The sequence below is a fragment of the Methylocystis sp. JAN1 genome (genome assembly GCF_052186135.1).
GTDB lineage: Bacteria > Pseudomonadota > Alphaproteobacteria > Rhizobiales > Beijerinckiaceae > Methylocystis.
The window spans coordinates 3,409,438-3,426,691 of record NZ_CP181499.1; the positions used below are offsets into that span (position 1 = coordinate 3,409,438).

13 protein-coding genes are annotated in these 17,254 nt (G+C 66.9%); 2 read left to right on the forward strand and 11 right to left on the reverse strand.

Features of this window, described 5'->3' with window-relative positions; genetic code table 11:
• Nucleotides 1–5 precede the first annotated feature (5 nt).
• Nucleotides 6–884, reverse strand: a complete 879-nt coding sequence (locus ACNHKD_RS16295) for a chorismate mutase (RefSeq protein ID WP_442754533.1) — start codon at nucleotides 882–884, stop codon at nucleotides 6–8.
• A 410-nt stretch (nucleotides 885–1,294) separates the two neighbouring features.
• On the opposite strand from ACNHKD_RS16295, the gene ACNHKD_RS16300 reads away from it, so the two are divergent.
• Entirely contained in the window at nucleotides 1,295–1,738 is a 444-nt protein-coding gene (locus ACNHKD_RS16300) for a cupin domain-containing protein (RefSeq protein WP_442754534.1), read from the forward strand.
• On the opposite strand, the gene ACNHKD_RS16305 is transcribed toward ACNHKD_RS16300, so the two are convergent.
• The 10 genes from ACNHKD_RS16305 to ACNHKD_RS16350 form a co-directional block, all read right to left on the reverse strand.
• Complete coding sequence (locus ACNHKD_RS16305) at nucleotides 1,735–2,862, reverse strand: MFS transporter (protein WP_442754535.1); 1,128 nt, start codon at nucleotides 2,860–2,862, stop codon at nucleotides 1,735–1,737. The two genes, ACNHKD_RS16300 and ACNHKD_RS16305, sit on opposite strands and share 4 nt — an antisense overlap.
• Nucleotides 2,859–3,014, reverse strand: a complete 156-nt coding sequence (gene ccoS / locus ACNHKD_RS16310) for a cbb3-type cytochrome oxidase assembly protein CcoS (protein WP_442754536.1) — start codon at nucleotides 3,012–3,014, stop codon at nucleotides 2,859–2,861. Before ccoS ends, ACNHKD_RS16305 begins: the two co-directional genes overlap by 4 nt.
• The gene (locus tag ACNHKD_RS16315) at nucleotides 3,011–5,365 is read right to left on the reverse strand and encodes a heavy metal translocating P-type ATPase (protein WP_442754537.1); all 2,355 of its coding nucleotides are present in this window, start codon (nucleotides 5,363–5,365) and stop codon (nucleotides 3,011–3,013) included. Before ACNHKD_RS16315 ends, ccoS begins: the two co-directional genes overlap by 4 nt.
• Nucleotides 5,366–5,475: 110 nt before the next feature.
• Nucleotides 5,476–6,021, reverse strand: a complete 546-nt coding sequence (locus ACNHKD_RS16320; RefSeq protein ID WP_442754538.1) for a FixH family protein — start codon at nucleotides 6,019–6,021, stop codon at nucleotides 5,476–5,478.
• Between the two features lie 9 nt (nucleotides 6,022–6,030).
• Complete coding sequence (gene ccoG, locus ACNHKD_RS16325) at nucleotides 6,031–7,482, reverse strand: cytochrome c oxidase accessory protein CcoG (protein ID WP_442754539.1); 1,452 nt, start codon at nucleotides 7,480–7,482, stop codon at nucleotides 6,031–6,033.
• A gap of 200 nt (nucleotides 7,483–7,682) precedes the next feature.
• Nucleotides 7,683–8,573 (reverse strand): cytochrome-c oxidase, cbb3-type subunit III, encoded by an 891-nt coding sequence (gene ccoP, locus ACNHKD_RS16330; RefSeq protein WP_442754540.1) that lies wholly within the window; start codon nucleotides 8,571–8,573, stop codon nucleotides 7,683–7,685.
• Nucleotides 8,554–8,754, reverse strand: coding sequence for a cbb3-type cytochrome oxidase subunit 3 (locus ACNHKD_RS16335; protein ID WP_442754541.1), 201 nt, complete (start codon nucleotides 8,752–8,754; stop codon nucleotides 8,554–8,556). The genes ccoP and ACNHKD_RS16335 overlap by 20 nt, the downstream gene beginning before the upstream one ends.
• Before the next feature lie 4 nt (nucleotides 8,755–8,758).
• The gene (gene ccoO / locus ACNHKD_RS16340) at nucleotides 8,759–9,511 is read right to left on the reverse strand and encodes a cytochrome-c oxidase, cbb3-type subunit II (protein ID WP_442754542.1); all 753 of its coding nucleotides are present in this window, start codon (nucleotides 9,509–9,511) and stop codon (nucleotides 8,759–8,761) included.
• A 10-nt stretch (nucleotides 9,512–9,521) separates the two neighbouring features.
• A complete protein-coding gene (gene ccoN, locus ACNHKD_RS16345) occupies nucleotides 9,522–11,177 on the reverse strand; it encodes a cytochrome-c oxidase, cbb3-type subunit I (protein WP_442754543.1) in 1,656 nt (551 codons plus the stop codon).
• A 335-nt stretch (nucleotides 11,178–11,512) separates the two neighbouring features.
• Nucleotides 11,513–11,911 carry an SH3 domain-containing protein gene (locus ACNHKD_RS16350; RefSeq protein WP_442754545.1) on the reverse strand — a complete coding sequence of 133 codons (399 nt, stop codon included), beginning with the start codon at nucleotides 11,909–11,911 and terminating at the stop codon, nucleotides 11,513–11,515.
• Nucleotides 11,912–12,126: 215 nt separating this feature from the next.
• On the opposite strand from ACNHKD_RS16350, the gene ACNHKD_RS16355 reads away from it, so the two are divergent.
• On the forward strand, nucleotides 12,127–17,247 hold the full coding sequence (locus tag ACNHKD_RS16355) for a hypothetical protein (protein WP_442754546.1): 5,121 nt from the start codon (nucleotides 12,127–12,129) through the stop codon (nucleotides 17,245–17,247).
• Nucleotides 17,248–17,254: the final 7 nt, after the last annotated feature.

Sequence of the window (17,254 nt, forward strand, 5' to 3'; positions counted from 1 at the left end):
ATTCATTAGCTCCTTGGCGCAAATACGCCGCTGCGCGCTTCAGTGAGTTGGTAGCGTTCGGCATGGCTGCCGATCGGCTCCACCGTCACGTCGGCCACGCCCGCCGCCGCCAGCTCCTGCACGAAGCGCGCGCCTTCGATTCGGCCGGGCGCGGCGACCATCAGGGACAGGCCGCCAGCGTGAGGCGCGCTGGCGAGAATTTCCCCCTCTAGCGCCGAAATGACGGCGGGGACGGAGTGAGACCAGCGCGGCAGGTTGATCGCATAAAGCATGATGTCCCGAGAAGCCGCATCGGCCGCCGGGCGCGCGACGATGAACACCGGCAAGCCCGCCGGGTGGTCCGGCCGCTCGACAAAGGGCAGCCGCGCAATGATCTTCGGCTTGTCCTCGCCGATGAGCCGCACCCACCATGCGCCGTCGGCGACCGCCCCGGTCGCGCGCAGCATGCCGAGATCGCCGCCCGACGCCGCGACCGCGTCGATCACCGCGCCGGCCCCGTGATGCGGCGCATAGGGCACCGTAAAGCCGAAATGGAAGCGAGCGCTGTCGCGCATCTGTGCGTCGCCGCCCGAGTCGTCCGCATGAACGGCGTAATTCGCCTGCACATAGGTGAAGGTCGAAACGATGACGCGCCAGACGCCCTCGACCGCGTCGACCGGCAGCAGGCCGCGATGACGCTCGACCAGCGCCCGCATCATCTGCGCCTCGCGATCGGGCCGGAAGGCGCAGCCGCCGCCCTGCGCGCGCTTCACCGCAATCAGCCGGTCGATGATCTCGCCGCGCTGCATGAGGAGCCGGTGCATTTCGAGATCGATGCGGTCGATCTCGCCGCGCAATTCGGCGAGCGCATCGACGGCGAGGGTAGGCTGGGGCGTGTCGCGCATGGCGCTTCTCTTAGGCCAGCGGGGCCCGAGAGTGAAGAGGGCGCCGCGGCTCCCTTGTCGCGCGCCCCGCCTTCCGCCCGTTGGCGCCGCGAGAAGCACGTCCTTCAAGGCGAGGCTCGAGGTTTTTCATGCGCTTTTCCGCTTCGCCCGGCCTGTTGGCCCCGGATTTTCCGCGCCTCGCCAACTGGCTCGGCGTTCCAGCGGCGATCGCGCCGGCGGCTGCGCCCTGATCGTCTTCGACGTCGGCCTTGAAACGCTTGCCGTTTCGGTCACGCCGCCGTCTGCTTCCCGGTCGCCTGGCGCGGCGGGTCGACGAGCACGGAGTCCTGCTGCGTCGCGAGTGACAAGGTCGCTTTCGCCCAAAGGCGCCGCTGCGATAACTTGCCCTCCACTCATCGAGAGGAAACGCCATGCGCCATTTTCACGCCGCCCTCGCCCTGCTCTGCCTCGCCGCTCCCAGCGCCGCCCGCGCGGACGGCGTCGATCTCAAGGGCTTCCACGCCAAGGTGAAAGCCGAGCTGTCGGATCTCGGCCACCTTTCCGAGCTCAACGGCAGATATCGCCTCCGGGTCACGGAAGTGACCATGGACCCCGGCGGCTATATGCGCGCGCACCACCATATCGGCCCCGGCCTGCGCTGCATGCAAACCGGAGAGATGAAATATGAAATCGAAGGGAAAACGACGATCTACAAGCCCGGCGACTGCTTCACCGAGACGGGCGCGGCGACTCATGAATCGAGCGTCGTCGGTAACGCGCCGGTCGTTCTGCTGAATTTCGAGCTGCTGCCGGCGACGCTGCCGGAAGGCAAGGGCTCGATCATTGCGGTTCCGGAGGAGCGCCGCCACGATTAATGGCCAACGATCAGCGCGCCGGCCGCCGCCGCGCCGAGGAGGCAGAGATCATGAAAGGCGAGGGCGGCGCGCGACGGGCGCCCGCCCTCGTGCAACAGACGAAGCGCGCCGATATTGACTACCCCCCAGCCGCTCCCGATCGCCACGAGACCAGCCGCGACGCTCGCGGCGGACGCGCCGAGGCGAACCGCGCCCCAGCCGGCGAGCATCGCGGCGAGCCCCGCGGCCAGGGCGGCGAAGGGCGAAAAAAGGTTTGGCCAGCGCGCGGCGAGCGCCGCCGGCCCATACATTGAGAAAAGATGCCAGCCCATCGCGCCGCCGATGAAGGCCGGCGTGGCGGCGCAAACCGCAAGCGTGAGCGGCCCGTGGAGCATGCCAGCCGACATGACGAACCAGGCGAGCGCGCCGGCGACGGTGGCGAGGATAAAGCGCCCGGAGAGCCGCCGTTCGCTTCCGCCTGCCGCGGCTGCGATCATGTGGGGCCGGCGGACGGAGAGGGCGAGCGCGCCGATGTGAAGGCCGGACGCGGCGAGCAAAGTCGCGCCCGGAGACGCTGCCAGCGCGACGAGAAGCGGCGCCAGCAACGCCGCGCCCGCGCCGCTTGCGAGCACGATCAATCCGTCGCGCGATGCGCCCTGCGCGGCGATGTGGCGATAGAACAGCGCAAAGCCCTGCGCGAGTCCGAGCCAGAAGGCCCCGACGCACAGGCCGAAGAAATTGGCCCTGGCGACGGCGAACGCCGCCAGCGCACCGCCCGCAACGCCGAGCGAGGCGCCGAGGCCGAATGCGGCGCGGCGCCCGAAGCCGTCGACGAGCAGCGCCGCCGGAAAGCTCGCCAGCGCCGCGCCGACGAGAAGCAGCGCGAAGGGCCATCCGACGCGCTCGGCCGTCGGCGCCATCAGCCGGCCCTGCTCCGGCAGCACGGCGAGGACGAGCGCCTGCGCCAGCACGGCGAGGCTGAAGCCGACCGCGAGCGTCAGCCGATTATCGGTGATCTGCGCGCGCGGCAGGGATGCGGGACAAGCGCAGACGATCTGCCCCATCCGCATGGCGCCGTCATCCTGCGCCGCCGATGCGTCCTTGGCGAGCACGTCGGCAAAGCCGCGTTCCATCCGAACGCTCATTTTCCGCCCTCCACGTCGTCGTCCATCAACACGCGATGCGCGGCGCCGTCGAGATCGTCGAACTGACCGCTCTTCAGCGACCACATGAAAGCGACGAGCGCGGCGAGGCCAAGGAGCAGCGCGAGCGGAATGAGGAAAAGAAGGACGGTCATTCCACAGCCTCCGGTTTCGCAGATTGGTCGCGCGGGTCATCGGCGGCGGCAATTTGCTCCCTCTCCTGCGAAGCGGTGGAGAGGTGGAGAGGGAGCGCTTCAACAGGCTGCTGCGTTGTAGCGCCAGCATTTCCCCTCCCTAACCCTCTCCAGCTTTGCGGGAGAGGGGACTGGAGGCGCCCGGACGCCGCCCCCGCCCGCAACGCGTTCAACGTCACGAGAATGGACGATCCGGACATCGCCGCCGCCGCAATCAGCGGCGTGAGCCAGCCCGCCATAGCGAGCGGGACGGCGAAGACATTGTAGACCACCGACAGCGCGAGATTCTCCCGCATCAGCCCGCGCGCCTTGCGGGCGAGTTCGAGAGTCGCGACGACCGGCGCCAGCCGCTCGCCGAGGAAAACCGCGTCGGCCGCCGCTTGCGTGATCTGCGTCGCTTCAATGGGCGAAATGGATACATAAGCCGAGGCGAGCGCCGGCGCATCGTTGAGGCCGTCGCCGACCATCAGCGCCTTGCGCCCTTCCGCGCGCAGCGCATCGAGCCGCGCCACCTTGTCGGCGGGTTTCAGCGCGCCGGACCATTGTTCGGCGTCGAGCGCCTTCGCGATTTTTTCCACCGCTTCGACGCGATCGCCGGAGAGAATCTCGATCGAATATCCAAGCGCCCTGAGCGCGCGGATCGTCTCAACCGCGTCGCTGCGCAAGGTCTGCCGCACCTGGAAAAGCGCCGTCGCATCGCCGTGGCGGAAAGCGACCAGCGACACGTCCGCGTCGAGCGCGCCGAGACCAGCGGCTTGTTCGTCGAGCCCGCAGAAGCGCGGCGAGCCGAGCCGCGCCTCGACGCCGTCGATCATGGCCCAGACTCCGAGGCCATGCTCTTCACGCGCCTCCAGCGCCGCCGCATTCGGGCGCTGCTGCGCCACCGCGCGAGCCAAGGGATGGCTGCTTGCGCGGGCGAGCCGCGCGGCGAGGTCCGTCACGCTCGCGTCGATCTCCGCCGCATTGACGACGCGAGGCTCTGGAGCCGTCAGCGTCCCGGTCTTGTCGAAGACGATCGTGTCGGCTTCCGCCAGACGCTCGATCGCATCCGCGCTGTTGAGCAAAACGCCGGCGCGGAACAATGCGCCGCTTGCGACAACCTGCACCGCCGGCACGGCGAGAGCGAGCGCGCAGGGACAAGTGACGATGAGCACGCAAATCGCCGCGACGAGCGCGTCATGCAGAGTCGCGCCGCGCCACATCCAGAAAAGCGCGGTGGACAGCGCCGCGAGATGCACCATGGGCGCGTAGAGCCGCGACACGCGATCGGCGAGTCGCACATAGCGCGAGCGGGCGTTGGTCGCTTTCTCGAGAAGGCGCTCGATATCGTCGAGCAAAGCCGCGCCGTTCGCCGCTTCGACGCGGATCGTCAGCGCCCCGTCGTAATTCAGGCTGCCGGCATAGACCTGATCGCCGCTCGCGACGCCCCGCCGCCTCGTCTCGCCTGTGATCAGACTTTCGTCGAGCTGCGAGACGCCCGTCGCCACGACGCCGTCCACCGGCAAACGCTCGCCTGGCCGAACCAGAACGACGTCGCCGGGAACGATCCTGGCGAGCGGCGTGAACGTCTCGGCTCCATCGGCCGTCAGGCGGCAGGCGAGCGGCGCGCGCAAAGCGGCGAGGTTGGCCGCGACGGCGCGCGTCTTGCGCCGCATCGCGTGATCGAGAAAGCGGCCGAGCAGCAGGAAGGACAGCAGCATGGTCGCGCTGTCAAAATAGGCGTGCTCGGCATGGGTCAGCGTCTCATAGACCGACATTCCGAGCGCGAGCAGAACGCCGAGCGAGATCGGCACGTCCATATTGAGGCGGCCCGCGCGCAGCGCCGCGAAAGCGCTTTTGAAAAAGGGCTGCCCCGCGAAGGCCGTGGCCGGCAAGGCGATGAGCGCCGAAACGCCGTGGAAGAAGTCGCGCGTCGTCGGCTCGATGTCGACGCCGAACCAGACGCCGACCGACAGCAGCATGATGTTCATGGCCGCGAAGCCGGCGATGGCGAGGCAACGCAACAGCCAGCGAGAGGTCTCGATCTCCTCGCGCTCGCTCTCGGCAAGCTCGAAGGGATGCAGCGTATAGCCCATGCGGCGCAGGCGCTCGAAGGCTTGGGCGAGATCGAAGGACTCGTCGCGCCATTCCAGCGCCAGACGATGATTGGTGTAGTTCAGCCGCGCATGATCGAGGCCCGGCAGACCGGCGAGGCCCTGCTCGATCTCGCCGATGCAGGCGGCGCAGGTCATGCCGTCCACCGTCGCCTCGAAGCGCCTCGCGCCGTCTTCGCCGCGCGTCACAAGCGATTCAAAATCGAAAGCGGCGGTCATGCGCGAACCCCCTTCTTGCGTCGGCCGAGAGCCATTGACGATCTCGCGCGGCGGGCCCCATGCCTCCCCTTTACGGGGAGGTCGGCGCCGAAAGGGCCCCTGGCGCCTTCCTATTCCACCTCTATCCGATTACGCGAGCGAAACACTTCCTCACCGCCGCGTAAAACGGTCAGAACCAGATCGCGCTGGCCCGCGGAAACCCTGGCCTTGCCGGTAAACCGGCCGGGCGAGGTTTCAGTCAGCGCCAGCGGAACGTCCTTCGACAGATCGGCCGGCGCTGCGAGCACGGCGTTCATGTCGACGCCGGAGACGCCGACGCCGTCCGCATCGCGCGCGGTTACGCGTATCTCAATTTCGCCGGTCGGCAAACGCGTCAGGCGCGCGTCAACTTTCCAGTCGCGCATCGCCTGCTCTCGCGCGCGGGCGATGTCGCTGTTATAGGCCAGGCCACGCTCGTAGGGATGCGCCACGACCTCGCCTGAAAAAGTCTTGAGGGCCTTGTAGATCATGACGCCGTTGACGGCGCCGACGAAGAGGAAGAAAGCGACAAAGATCGCCAGCACTTTCCGGCCGCTGAGCGGCTTGCCGCCCGCTTCGTAGTCGGAGAAGCGCTCGGATTCCGGCAGAGGTTTGCGCGTGCTCATGATCATGCTCATGTCTTGCCCTCACGGCCAGATGAAGACGTCCTTCACCGCAGTCGACGCGCCTGTCTCGGCGTCGGTCGCAGTGAAAACGACGGGGGTCTGTCCCTTGCCGGGCGTCACGCCGTGGGTCGAGAGCAGAACGCGCGCTTCGCGGGTTTGATCCGGACCCACCTCGATCACCTCCTGGCCCTTGTCGTCGGGAGAGACGCCGACGATTTCGGTCTGCGCGCCGGAAAGGCCCGCGACGGCGACGACGAAACGCCGTGTCTCCGGCTTCTTGTTGGCGAAGCGGATCGTGTAGCCGTTGCGCGCGCCGCCGTCCTTCAAGCGCACGGCGAGGGGATTGCGGTCGTGCAGCACGCTCACATGCATGTCGCCGCGCGTCATGAGCGTGATCGACATGAAGCCGCCAATGGCGAGGATCAGCACGCCGTAGAATACGGTGCGGACGCGCAAAGGCTTGTAGATCGCCGGCTCGCCGCATTCGCGCCGCTTGACGTTCATCTCCGTGTCGTAGCCGATGAGGCGTGGCGGACGGCGGATCTTCTCCATCACGGCGTCGCAGGCGTCGATGCAGAGGCCGCATTGAATGCAGCCAAGCTGCGCGCCCTTTCTAATGTCGACGCCCGTCGGACAGACCGCGACGCACTGTCCGCAATCGACGCAATCGCCGGAAGGCTGGCCGGCGGCGCGCGCGGCGGTCGCCTGCTTCAACGACATGCGCGGCTCGCCGCGATCGTGGCGATAGGTGACGTTCAACGCATATTCGTCGGTGAGCGCGGCCTGAATGCGCGGCCAGGGGCAGGCGTGCAGGCAAAGCTTCTCACGCATCACGCCGGCGAAGACGTAGGTCGTGAAGGCGAGAATGCCGATCCACAGATAGGCCTCGCCCACGCCGGGCTGGAAGGTCGCGAGATTATAGACGAGCGTCGGCGCGTCGGCGAAATAGAGAACCCAGGCGCCGCCCGTCCACCAGGCGATAAGCAGCCAGACGAAATGCTTGGCGATCTTCTTGCGGATCTTCTCCGCCGTCCACGGGCCTTCGTCGAGCTTGATGCGGTCGCGGGCGTCGCCCTCGATCCAGCGCTCGGCCGTCATGTAGAAGTCCGTCCACACCGTCTGCGGACACATATAGCCGCACCAGATGCGGCCCGCGACGGCGTTCATCAGGAAGAGGACGAGCGCCGCGAGGATCAGGAGGCCGGTGATGTAATAGACTTCCTGCGGCCAGATCTCGATGAAGAAGAAATAGAAGCGCCGGTGCGGGAAATCGACGAGAACGGCCTGGCTCGGCGCGTCGGGGCCGCGATGCCAGCGCACGAATGGCAGGAAGTAGTAGATCGCGAGCGTAGCGAGCTGAATGCCCCACTTGATGCGGCGGAAATGTCCGTCGACCTTCTTGTTGTAGACCTTGTGCGCGGCTTCGACGAAGGGCTCGTCGAGAAGCGAATGCTGGGCGTCTGCGCTGGACATTGTCGAACTCGTTTTTCCGTTTCCCGCATCATCGGGCGCGACTCCCTCTCCCGCTTGCGGGAGAGGGTGGCCCCGCGTCAGCGGGGATGGTTGAAGGCCGCCCTCATCCGTCACGCCATAGCCCGTCGAAAGACGGGCGTCTTGCAGACGCCCTATGGCGCGACACCTTCTCCCGCAAGCGGGAGAAGGAGAGTTCTCCCTTACTGTCCGCCGCCGAGCGAATGCACATAGACGGTCAGCGCCTTGATCGTCGTGTCGTCGAGCCGGTCCTTCCAGGCCGGCATCACGGCGCCGCCGCCATTGACGATGCGCGCGACGATGGTCGGCTTGTCTGAGCCGTAGAGCCACACCTGATCGTAGAGAGCCGGCGCGCCCATCTCCGGATTGCCCTTGCCCTCGACGCCGTGGCAGCTCGCGCAATTCTCGGCGTAAAGCTTCTCGCCCTCCGGCGTCGGCGCGTCCGAATCCGGCGTCTCGGCATAGGTGCGCACGTGATCGGCGACGACCGAGATCTGCTCGGGCGTGAGAATGCCGTCCCGTCCGAAGGCGGGCATCGCGGACGAATGAGTCGCCTTGTCGGCTTCCCAGCGTACGCCATGCTCGATCGTCTGTTTGATGTCGGAAAGCTTGCCGCCCCAGATCCAGTCGTCGTCGTTCAGATTGGCGTAGCCCTTCGCGCCCTGCCCGCCGGCGCCATGGCAGGAGGCGCAGTTCGTCGCGAAAGCCACCTTGCCGACCATGCGCGCGGCGGCGAGCAGTTCGGGATCGGATTCGATCCTGTCCAGCGGCGCCGCCTTGATCTTGTCGAGCACGGGGCCGCGCGTCGTCTCCAGATCGGCGACCTCATTCGCGACCTGCGTGCGCGAATTCCAGGCGAAGAGGCCCTGCGTGCCGCCATCCGCGGTCGGCCAGGCCGGATAGGCGATGGTGTAGCCGACGCCCCAGATGACCGTGATCCAAAAGGTCCACACCCACCAGCGCGGCAACGGCGTGTTCAGTTCCTCGATGCCGTCCCACTCATGGCCCGTGGTCGGCGTGCCGCTCACCGGGTCGATTCTGACTTTGTCTTTATCAAACGTGTCCTGAGACATCGTCGTCGTCCTCTCGGAAGGGAATTTGGGCGTCCTGCTCGAACTGCTTCCGGCGCGACGGCCAGAAGACGTAAGCGACCACGCCGAGGAAGATCAGGCCGAAGAAGATCAATCCCCAGAAGCCCGCAAAGGATCGCCAGCTCTCATAGGCGGACGCCGCTTCGGCCGCTTGCACGTTCATGGCGTCACCTGATGTTGGCCTTGTCGTCGTAAAGCTTGAAGTCGACCGATACGCCGAGATGCTGCAGATAGGCGACGAGCGCGTCTTCCTCCGTCACGCCCGTTTTCGACGGCGAGTCGGAAAAGACGGCGTTCGGGTAGCGCTTCTGCATCTCCGCGCCCCCGGCGGCGTCGGGCGACGCCTGCGCGAGGAGATCGGACTGCGCATTTTCGATCTGCTCGTCCGTATAGGGCACGCCGACGACGCGCAGAACCCGCATCTGCTCCTCTATGTGCTCGGCCTTGAGCGGCGTCCGCGCGAGGAACGGATAGCCCGGCATGATCGAAGGCGGAACCACCGCGCGCGGATCGCGCAGATGGTCGCGCTGCCAGTCGTTCGAATATTTGCCGCCGACGCGCGCGAGGTCCGGCCCCGTGCGTTTAGAGCCCCATTGGAAGGGATGGTCGTACATGCTCTCTGCGGCGAGCGAGTAATGGCCATAGCGCTCCACCTCGTCGCGCAGCGGGCGGATCATCTGTGAATGGCAGGTATAGCAGCCCTCGCGGACATAGATGTTGTAGCCCGCGAGCTCCAGAGGCGAATAGGGACGCACCCCCTCGACCTTCTCGATCGTGTTCTTCAAATAAAAGAGCGGAACAATCTCGACGATGCCGCCGATCGACACCACGACCAGCATGGCGACGATGAAGAGGATCGAGTTGGTCTCCAGCAGCTTGTGGAAGCCGCCGGGAGAGGCGTGTTCGGTCGATTGAGTCATCTTCTTGTCCTCACTCGGCAGGCATGGGCGAGGCGGCGACGTCCTGCGCCGGTTCGACAGCGGGCGAGGCGATGGTCCGCCAGATGTTGTAGACCATGATCAGCGCGCCGATGACGAACAGCCCGCCGCCGATTGCGCGGATGACATATTCCGGATGCAGCGCCTCGGTCGTCTCCACGAAAGAATATTCGAGGAAGCCCTGCGGCGTGTAGGCGCGCCACATGAGGCCCTGCATGATGCCCGCCACCCACATCGAGGTGATGTAGAACACGATGCCGATCGTCGAGATCCAGAAGTGCCAGTTCACGAGCTTCAGCGAGTAGAGCCGCTTGTTGAACGCCCAGGGGATCAGACAATAGAGCGCGCCGAAGGACACGAAGGCGACCCAGCCGAGGCTGCCAGAATGCACGTGGCCGATACCCCAGTCGGTATAGTGGCTGAGCGAATTCACCGCCTTCACCGACATCAGCGGGCCCTCGAAGGTCGACATGCCATAGAAGGCGACCGACACGACGAGCATGCGCAGGACAGGGTCCGTGCGCAGCTTGTCCCACGCGCCGGAAAGCGTCATCAGGCCGTTGATCATGCCGCCCCATGAAGGCATCCACAGCACGACCGAGAACACCATGCCGAGCGTTTGCGCCCAGTCGGGCAGCGCGGTGTAATGCAGATGATGCGGGCCGGCCCAGATATAGAGGAAGATCAGCGACCAGAAATGCACGATGGACAGGCGGTAGGAATAGATCGGGCGATCGGCGCGTTTCGGGACGAAGTAATACATGATGCCGAGGAAGCCGGTGGTCAGAAAGAAGCCCACGGCGTTATGGCCGTACCACCACTGGATCATGGCGTCCTGCACGCCCGCCCAGACGATCACCGATTTCGGCGAGAAGATCGAGATCGGAATCTCGGCGTTGTTGCCGAGCACCAGAACGGCGATCGTCACGATGAAGGAAAGATAGAACCAGTTCGCGACATAGATGTGCGGCTCCGTCCGGCGCGCCAGCGTGAAGAGATAGACGAGGAGATAAGTCACCCACACCACGACGAGCCAGAGAATCGCGTACCATTCGGGCTCCGCATATTCGTGGCTGCGGGTAATGCCGAGCAGGTAGCCCGTGCCCGCGATGAGGATGAAGAAATTGTAGCCCAGAATGACGAACCAGGGCGCCAGATCGCCGGCGATGCGTGCGCGGCTCGTGCGCTGCATGACGTAGAAGGACGTCGCGAGCAGCACGTTTCCGCCGAAGGCGAAAATCACCGCGGAAGTGTGCAGCGGACGCAACCGCCCGAAATTGGTCCAGGGGAGATCGAAATTGAGAGCCGGATAGGCGAGCTCCAGCGCGATGTAGAGGCCCACGACAAAGCCGGCGACGCCCCAGAACAACGCGGCGACCGACGCGAATTTGATCGGTCCGTAATTGTAATTGGGCCGCCCGTCCACCGTCAGCGGCGGCAATTGGGCGTCTCGCGCGCGGTAGCGCAACTGGATCGCGACGACGGCGCCGATGGATCCCAACGCGAAGAGCGCCGCGTGGAAGGCGTAAGCGGGGGTATAGGCCCTGGTCGCGATGAAGGCCGTCGCAATGGCCAGGGCGAGGAAAACGGCGCTCAGCGATTTCTCGCCGAAGGTCATTTGTTTCGCGATAAGAGGGGACCGCTCCATATGTCTTTCCTCTGGAGGTTTCCGCGGATTTCTTGCGCATGCGAGACTCTCGGCGCCGCCTCGGAAAGCGTGACAAAGTCTCATTGCGCTCGATCTCGAGACACATATGCATTGTACAACGCAGCAACTACCGGAATTTGACAGAGATCAAGACTGGCGATCCCAAACAGCTTGTGCGCGCAATTGTCACAGATCAAGAATTCGTAACATGGATCGCGCTAGGCGCCGCCTGCATTTCCACGGCGCCCCGACAATTTTTACGACAAGGCCGCAAAGCGCAGAAACGCGCCTTAGCGCGATTTTGTCGCAGCTTCGCCTGACGAAAACCGGCGCGCTCAGCACGGATAGTAGTTGTGATAGCCCAGTAGGAATCCGAGCGGCTCGCTATGGCGCAATTGCGCGAGCGGGCGGGTGAAAAACAGATTGCTGCCTGAATAGGGATAGCCGTAATCGCAGGTCGGGTCGGGCGACGGCCGGTCGCTCGGCGTCGCGTTGGTCAATTGCGCGGCGGAGGCATAAAACGACCGGCCCTGGAATGAGACCACCACCCATTCGCGGCCGTCCTTGACGACATCGAGCTCGCCGCCGGCGGCGACGGTGATGACGACCGGACGCTTCGCCCCCGGCTTGGCGCGCAAATCGACTGGCGCGCGCAACGTCACGACTTCCGCGAGGGACGCGCCCGAGGCGACAAGCGCGAGAGCCGTCGTCAAAGCGTAAATGGACCGTCGCATGGCGTCTCCAGTAAAATGCGCGCGCCGGCTGTGCGCCAGCGCAAATCTAATTTGTCATCGTCAGTTTAGGACAAAATCGGCCTGTCTCAAATTCGTATGGGAGCGCGTCGATGGCGGTCAGGGACAAAAAGGCGTCAAGCCTCGACTTTCCGGCGAAACGGACCCAATCTTCGCCTCGCGGCCCTCGCGCCGTTCACGCATTTTACGGTGGCCTCATGCGGCGCATTGCTTTCTCCCTTTTGGCCGCTGCGGCGGCCTATCTCTTTTCCGCCTTCCCTTCCAAGGCCAGAGACCCGCTAAAGGATCAGATTGTCGAGGCGAAGCCCCGGCCTGCGGCGATCGCTGTCGCGCCCGGGGAGCTCGCCCTCGACAAGGGCGGCGCAAGCCTGCTGACGATCCCCGCGCCGGGCCGCTACTCGATTCGCGTCAAGAGCCCGACCGGCGCCCGCATCGAGCTTGTCGACATGATCGCGGGACCGCTCGATTCGTCGGGCGCCGCCGGTCTGCGCGACGGCCGCATCGACGCGCTGCTCGACAAGGGCGTCTACAAGCTGCGCGTCGATGCGGTGAGGGACGGCAAGGGTAAGGCGAGCGTGAGCGTCGAGCCGTTCGCCGAGGTCGAGTCGGCGCGGCCCTCGCTCGCGCCCGGCGCCGCGCAGAGCGGCGAGCTTGGCGACCTTCAGCAGCGGTCCTTTACGCTGGAGGTCAAGAACGACCGTCCCGTCTTTATCGAAGCCGTCGGCCGCGCTCTGCAGGATTTGCGCGTCTGGCAGGCGGACGGCGCGCTTGCCGACCTCGCCTTTGAACGCGCCTCCGTCGAGACGAAGCCCGGCCGCTTCATGAACCGGTTACGCCTCGAAGGGAAGCTCCCGGCCGGTCGCTATACGGTGACAGCCTATGGCGGCGAAAAGCTCGTCTGGTCGGACGGCGCCGGCGCGCAGCCTTTCATGCTGCGCCTCGCCGAGCCCGCGCTGCTGGCTGCTGGCGTGGCGGAAGGCGTCATCGGTCCCTTCGGCTCGGCGCGATACGAGGCGCCGGCCAGCTACGACTCGTTCCGGCTCGACCTGCCGCAACAGGCGCCGGCGCGCCTCGAGGCGAAGCGCGGCGAATCGCGCCGGATTGCGGCTATCGACAAGGCGAGCCGGGCTCCCGTCGCGTCGCTGCGCCTCCCCGGCGACGGCGCCGCGACTGCGCGGGTCGAGGTCTCGGGCTATGAGGGCCAGACCTACAGCCTGCGCGCCGTGCGTCAGTCGAATCGCGAGACTTTCGAAGCCGCCGGCCCGCACCTCGTCTCGATCGACGTTGCGGGCGAAGGCGGCGACGAGGCGCCGCTGACCGCCCTTTTCGCGCGCATTGAAAAAGACGGCCGGACGCAGGTTCTCGCCTCGGACATGCCGCGCATCGGCGCCGGAAAAGCGTGGCGCGGCAAGTTCAACCTGCTTGGCCCGGTCTCGCTTCTCTTCGAGGCGACGCGCGACGGTCAGGTGGCGATCGACGCCAAGGGCGCGAAATTGAGGGCGACGATCGAACCCGCGCTCGGCAATCTCGCGCCGCGCAGCGACGGCAGGGACGCTACGCGCTACGATCTCGTCGCCGGCTACTATCTTCTCACGCTTGAACCGCTGAACGGCGGCGTGGTCGACCTGACGCTTGGTCCGCCCGGTCTCGCCGCCCCCGCGCCGACGCCGGCGCCCTCGCGCGCCTCTCTGCCCTTCGGCGAAGGCCAGCTTGCGCCCAACGGCTCTTATCTCATTCTGACAAACGTCGCGCCGCAGCTTCTCACCGGCCCCCGCGTCGTCGCCCTGCCTGTGGATCTCGCCAAGGCGCCGCTCGCGTTGCATCAGGCCCAAGGACAGGCGCTGACGGTTCCGCTGCGCGTCCCCAAGGACGGCAAGATCGCCGCGCGCGACGCTTCGGGCGCCGACATCCCGCTCGCCTTCACGGAAGAGAAGACGGAGAACGACCAGCGCCTCGTCACGGCGAAAATCGCGGCCGCCGAGAGCGAGCGCGCGGTCGGCCTCGTCTATCTGCCTGAGGAGTCGGCCGCGACGCCGGAGGCCGACGGTGGGGAAAACGTGAAAACGCGCGCCGCCGCAGGCCGCCCCGCCTTCTTCGATCTCAAGCGCGACGAAACGAAGAAATTGCAATTCGACGTCGGGCAGGGCGGGCTCTATCGCGTCGAGACGCTCGGACGCATGAAGACGGCGTTGCGCATTGGCGCCGCAGTTTCGCCGAAACTCGGCGAAGGCGAGGCCAATGGACCAGGCGATAATGGGTTGGTCACGACCTATCTGCGCGCCGGCGCCTATCGCGCCGCCGTCACCGCGAAAGAGTCCGACGGCCATCTCGGCCTCTCCGTCTCGCCCGCAATTTTGACCTCGACGGCCAAGCTCACGGACAAGGGGGACGCGCGCGCGGCGCTCGCCCCAGGCAAGGGCGCCATCGTCCCCTTCGAGATCACGCACGCGGGGGACTATCGCATCGAGCTCGCCAGCCTCACGCAGGACTGGCAGGCGCGCCTCGAAGACGCGGAGGGCTGGCCGCTGACCAGGCCCGGCCCATTCAAGCGCGAGACCCATCGTTTCGAGCCCGGCGCCTACCGCCTCGTCGTGAGCCCGTCGGACGTCGAGGCGCGCATGGTCGCACGCCTCCGGCCGATCATCCCCGAAGCCGCGCTCGAAGGCCACGGTCCGCATCCCCTGCCCTTCGAGCGGGCGCGGAAGCTGCAATGGCGCGAGCCGCCGGCGAAGGACGCCCCGCGCGCGCCGGATGTCTGGCGCTTCACCCTCGCGGGCGATTCAGACATTGAGCTGTCGATCGGCGAAGGCATGATCGGCGACATCCTGAAGGGCGAGAAGGAGAGCGTCGGCAAGGTCGCCGGCGACCGACCTTTCAAGAGCAAGCTCGCGGCAGGCGAATATCGCGTCGAGGCGCGCAGCCTCTCCCATGACGACCGGCTCGATTACGAGATCGCGCTTTCCTCGCCGCAATTGCAGCCCGGCGCGCCGCGGCGCGTGGAGCTGCCCGCGCGGCTCGATTTCAATCTGGCGAAGGAAAGCGTCGTCGATCTCTCGACCTTCGGCGACAAGGAGACGATCGGCGCGCTGAAGACCGCCTCGGGCGACATTGTCGAGCGGCTGGAGCCGCGCGCCAATGACTGGAACGTCGCGCTGTCGCGCCGTCTCCCGGCGGGCTCCTATCGACTGGAGCTGGAAGAGCTGGGCGCGACGCGCAATCCGCCGGGCGACGAAGCGGCCGGGGAGCCGGCCGACGAGCCCGAGAGCGCCAGCGACGATGGCCGCGCCGACGAAGGCGCCGCCGCCAATGCGAGCGACGAGCAGGAAGACGAAAGCGGCGTCGAGGCGCGTCTCTCGCTGCTCAATGAAAAGGACGGCGCTCCGCTCGCCTTTACAGACGAGACGACGCTCACGGGCGGCGAGGCGCAGCGCCTCGCTCTGCCCGCGCCGCCCGCCGGTTCGCTGGTCCTGGTCGCGGCGCGTTCCGCGGCGGAAGTCGCCGTCTCCGTCGAAAAGCGCGAGGGCGCTGCATGGCGCGTCGTCGGCGCCGAGCGCGGCCTCGCGCCCGTCATCGCCTGGCCGGCCGACGAGAAAAGCGAATGGCGCGCGACCGTCTGGCCGGTCGACGGCGCCACGGAGCCTGTCATTGTGACCGCCCGCGCAGTCGAACAGCGCGCGCGACGCGCCGGCGACGTCTCCTTCGACGCTGTGAATGGCGTGCAGCCGGCGATCTGCGTCGCCAGGGTGGAGACGCCCGACGCCGCGCTCGTCCGGCTGACGACGTCGGACACGATCGCCGCCGGCTCGGCGCCGGGCCGTCCGCTGCGCCCGGCGCGAACAGGCGCGCTCGCGCCGCAATCGCAAGCGCTGTGGCTTCTCGCGCGTGATTGCAAAGCCAAAGCGAACATCGCCGCCTTCGAGTGGCTCGGCCAGGAAATTACGCTCGACATTGGCGAGAGCGAGCGCGCTTATCTCCCGCCGCTCGGCGCGCCGCGCGGCAAGACGCGCCTCTGGCTGGCGCGCTCGACCTTCGCGCAGCCTCTAATCGACGCGGGCAAGGGCATGGGCGTCGCGCAAGGCGCGGCCATCGCGCTCGCGAGCGACGACGCCCCGCAATTGTGGAATGCGGACAGCTCCGCCGCCATGCGCGCGACGCTCTTGGCCGTCGACGTCGAGACGCGCCCGGCTCTCAGTGGCGGCGCCCTGTTCGCGGGTCTCGTCCCGCCGCTGAGCGCGCTGCCGGTCGATATGGAGAAGTCCGGCGCGCCGCTTGCGCTCGACCTTGCGGGCGGCCTTGCGGCCTTCATCGATGCGCGCGCCGCCTTTGGCGACGGCGCCGCCGTCACGCGCGTGATCCACGGCGCGGGCGAGCGCGTGCTTCTCGTCAATATGACCGGCCAGCCGCTCCCGGCCCGCCTCTCACGGACGCCCGATACGCCCCTTGCGCTGACTGCGAAGACGGCGCTCAAACGCTTCTTCGGCGCCGCCGGCCAGCTTTCCCTTCCCGTTGCGGCGGAGAAAGGCGACCGACTTATCGCGTTCGGCGCCGACGCGACTCTTCTCTCCAAGAGCGGCCGCGTCTTGCGCGGGAACGACATTGCGCTCGACGGCGATGGGGAACTCGTCCTCGACTACAAGCCCGGCCTTGTCGCCGCTTGGATTGAGCGCGCGGGCGCCGCGCCCTGGCCGCAGCCGGCGGCGCGCGCCGTCGAGTTGCCGCAGCGCATCGCGCTCGAAGGTCCGGCCATGCGCTTCGCCGTCAGGCGCGACGCGCCGGTCATGCTCACGGCCTCGAGCGGCTCGCCCGCGCTCGTCTCTTTCACGCGGAACGGCAAGCGCGAAAGCTTCGCTTATCCCGCCGGCGTGGAATTTCGTCACTACATGGCCGCCGGCGACGCGACGCTCGACATCTATTCGCCGCATGACGGCGCGCTGTCGGGCGCGCTCGACATCGGGGCGCAGAAAGTAATCGAGGCGCATGAAGGCGTGAACGACGCCGTTGCAGCGGCGCCCGGCGCGAGCGTCCTCTTCGCCTTCGAGACGAAGCGCGAAGGCGACATCGGAATCGGCGTTCGCGCGGAGCCGGATCGCGTGAGCGCGCGCCTGATGGATGCGAACGGCAAGGCGCTCGGCGACGGCGTAGGCCAGGTCGTTAAGCTCGCGCCCGGCCGCTACTTCGTCGAAGCGCGCGTACCCGCGGACTCCGCCGCAACCACCATTCGCGCCGCGATCGTCGGCATATCGCCGCCGCCCGCGCGCCCGCCGGAGGAGGTCGTCGCCGATCTCCTCGACAAAGCCGGCCTGAAAAAGAGCAAGTGATTAGCCA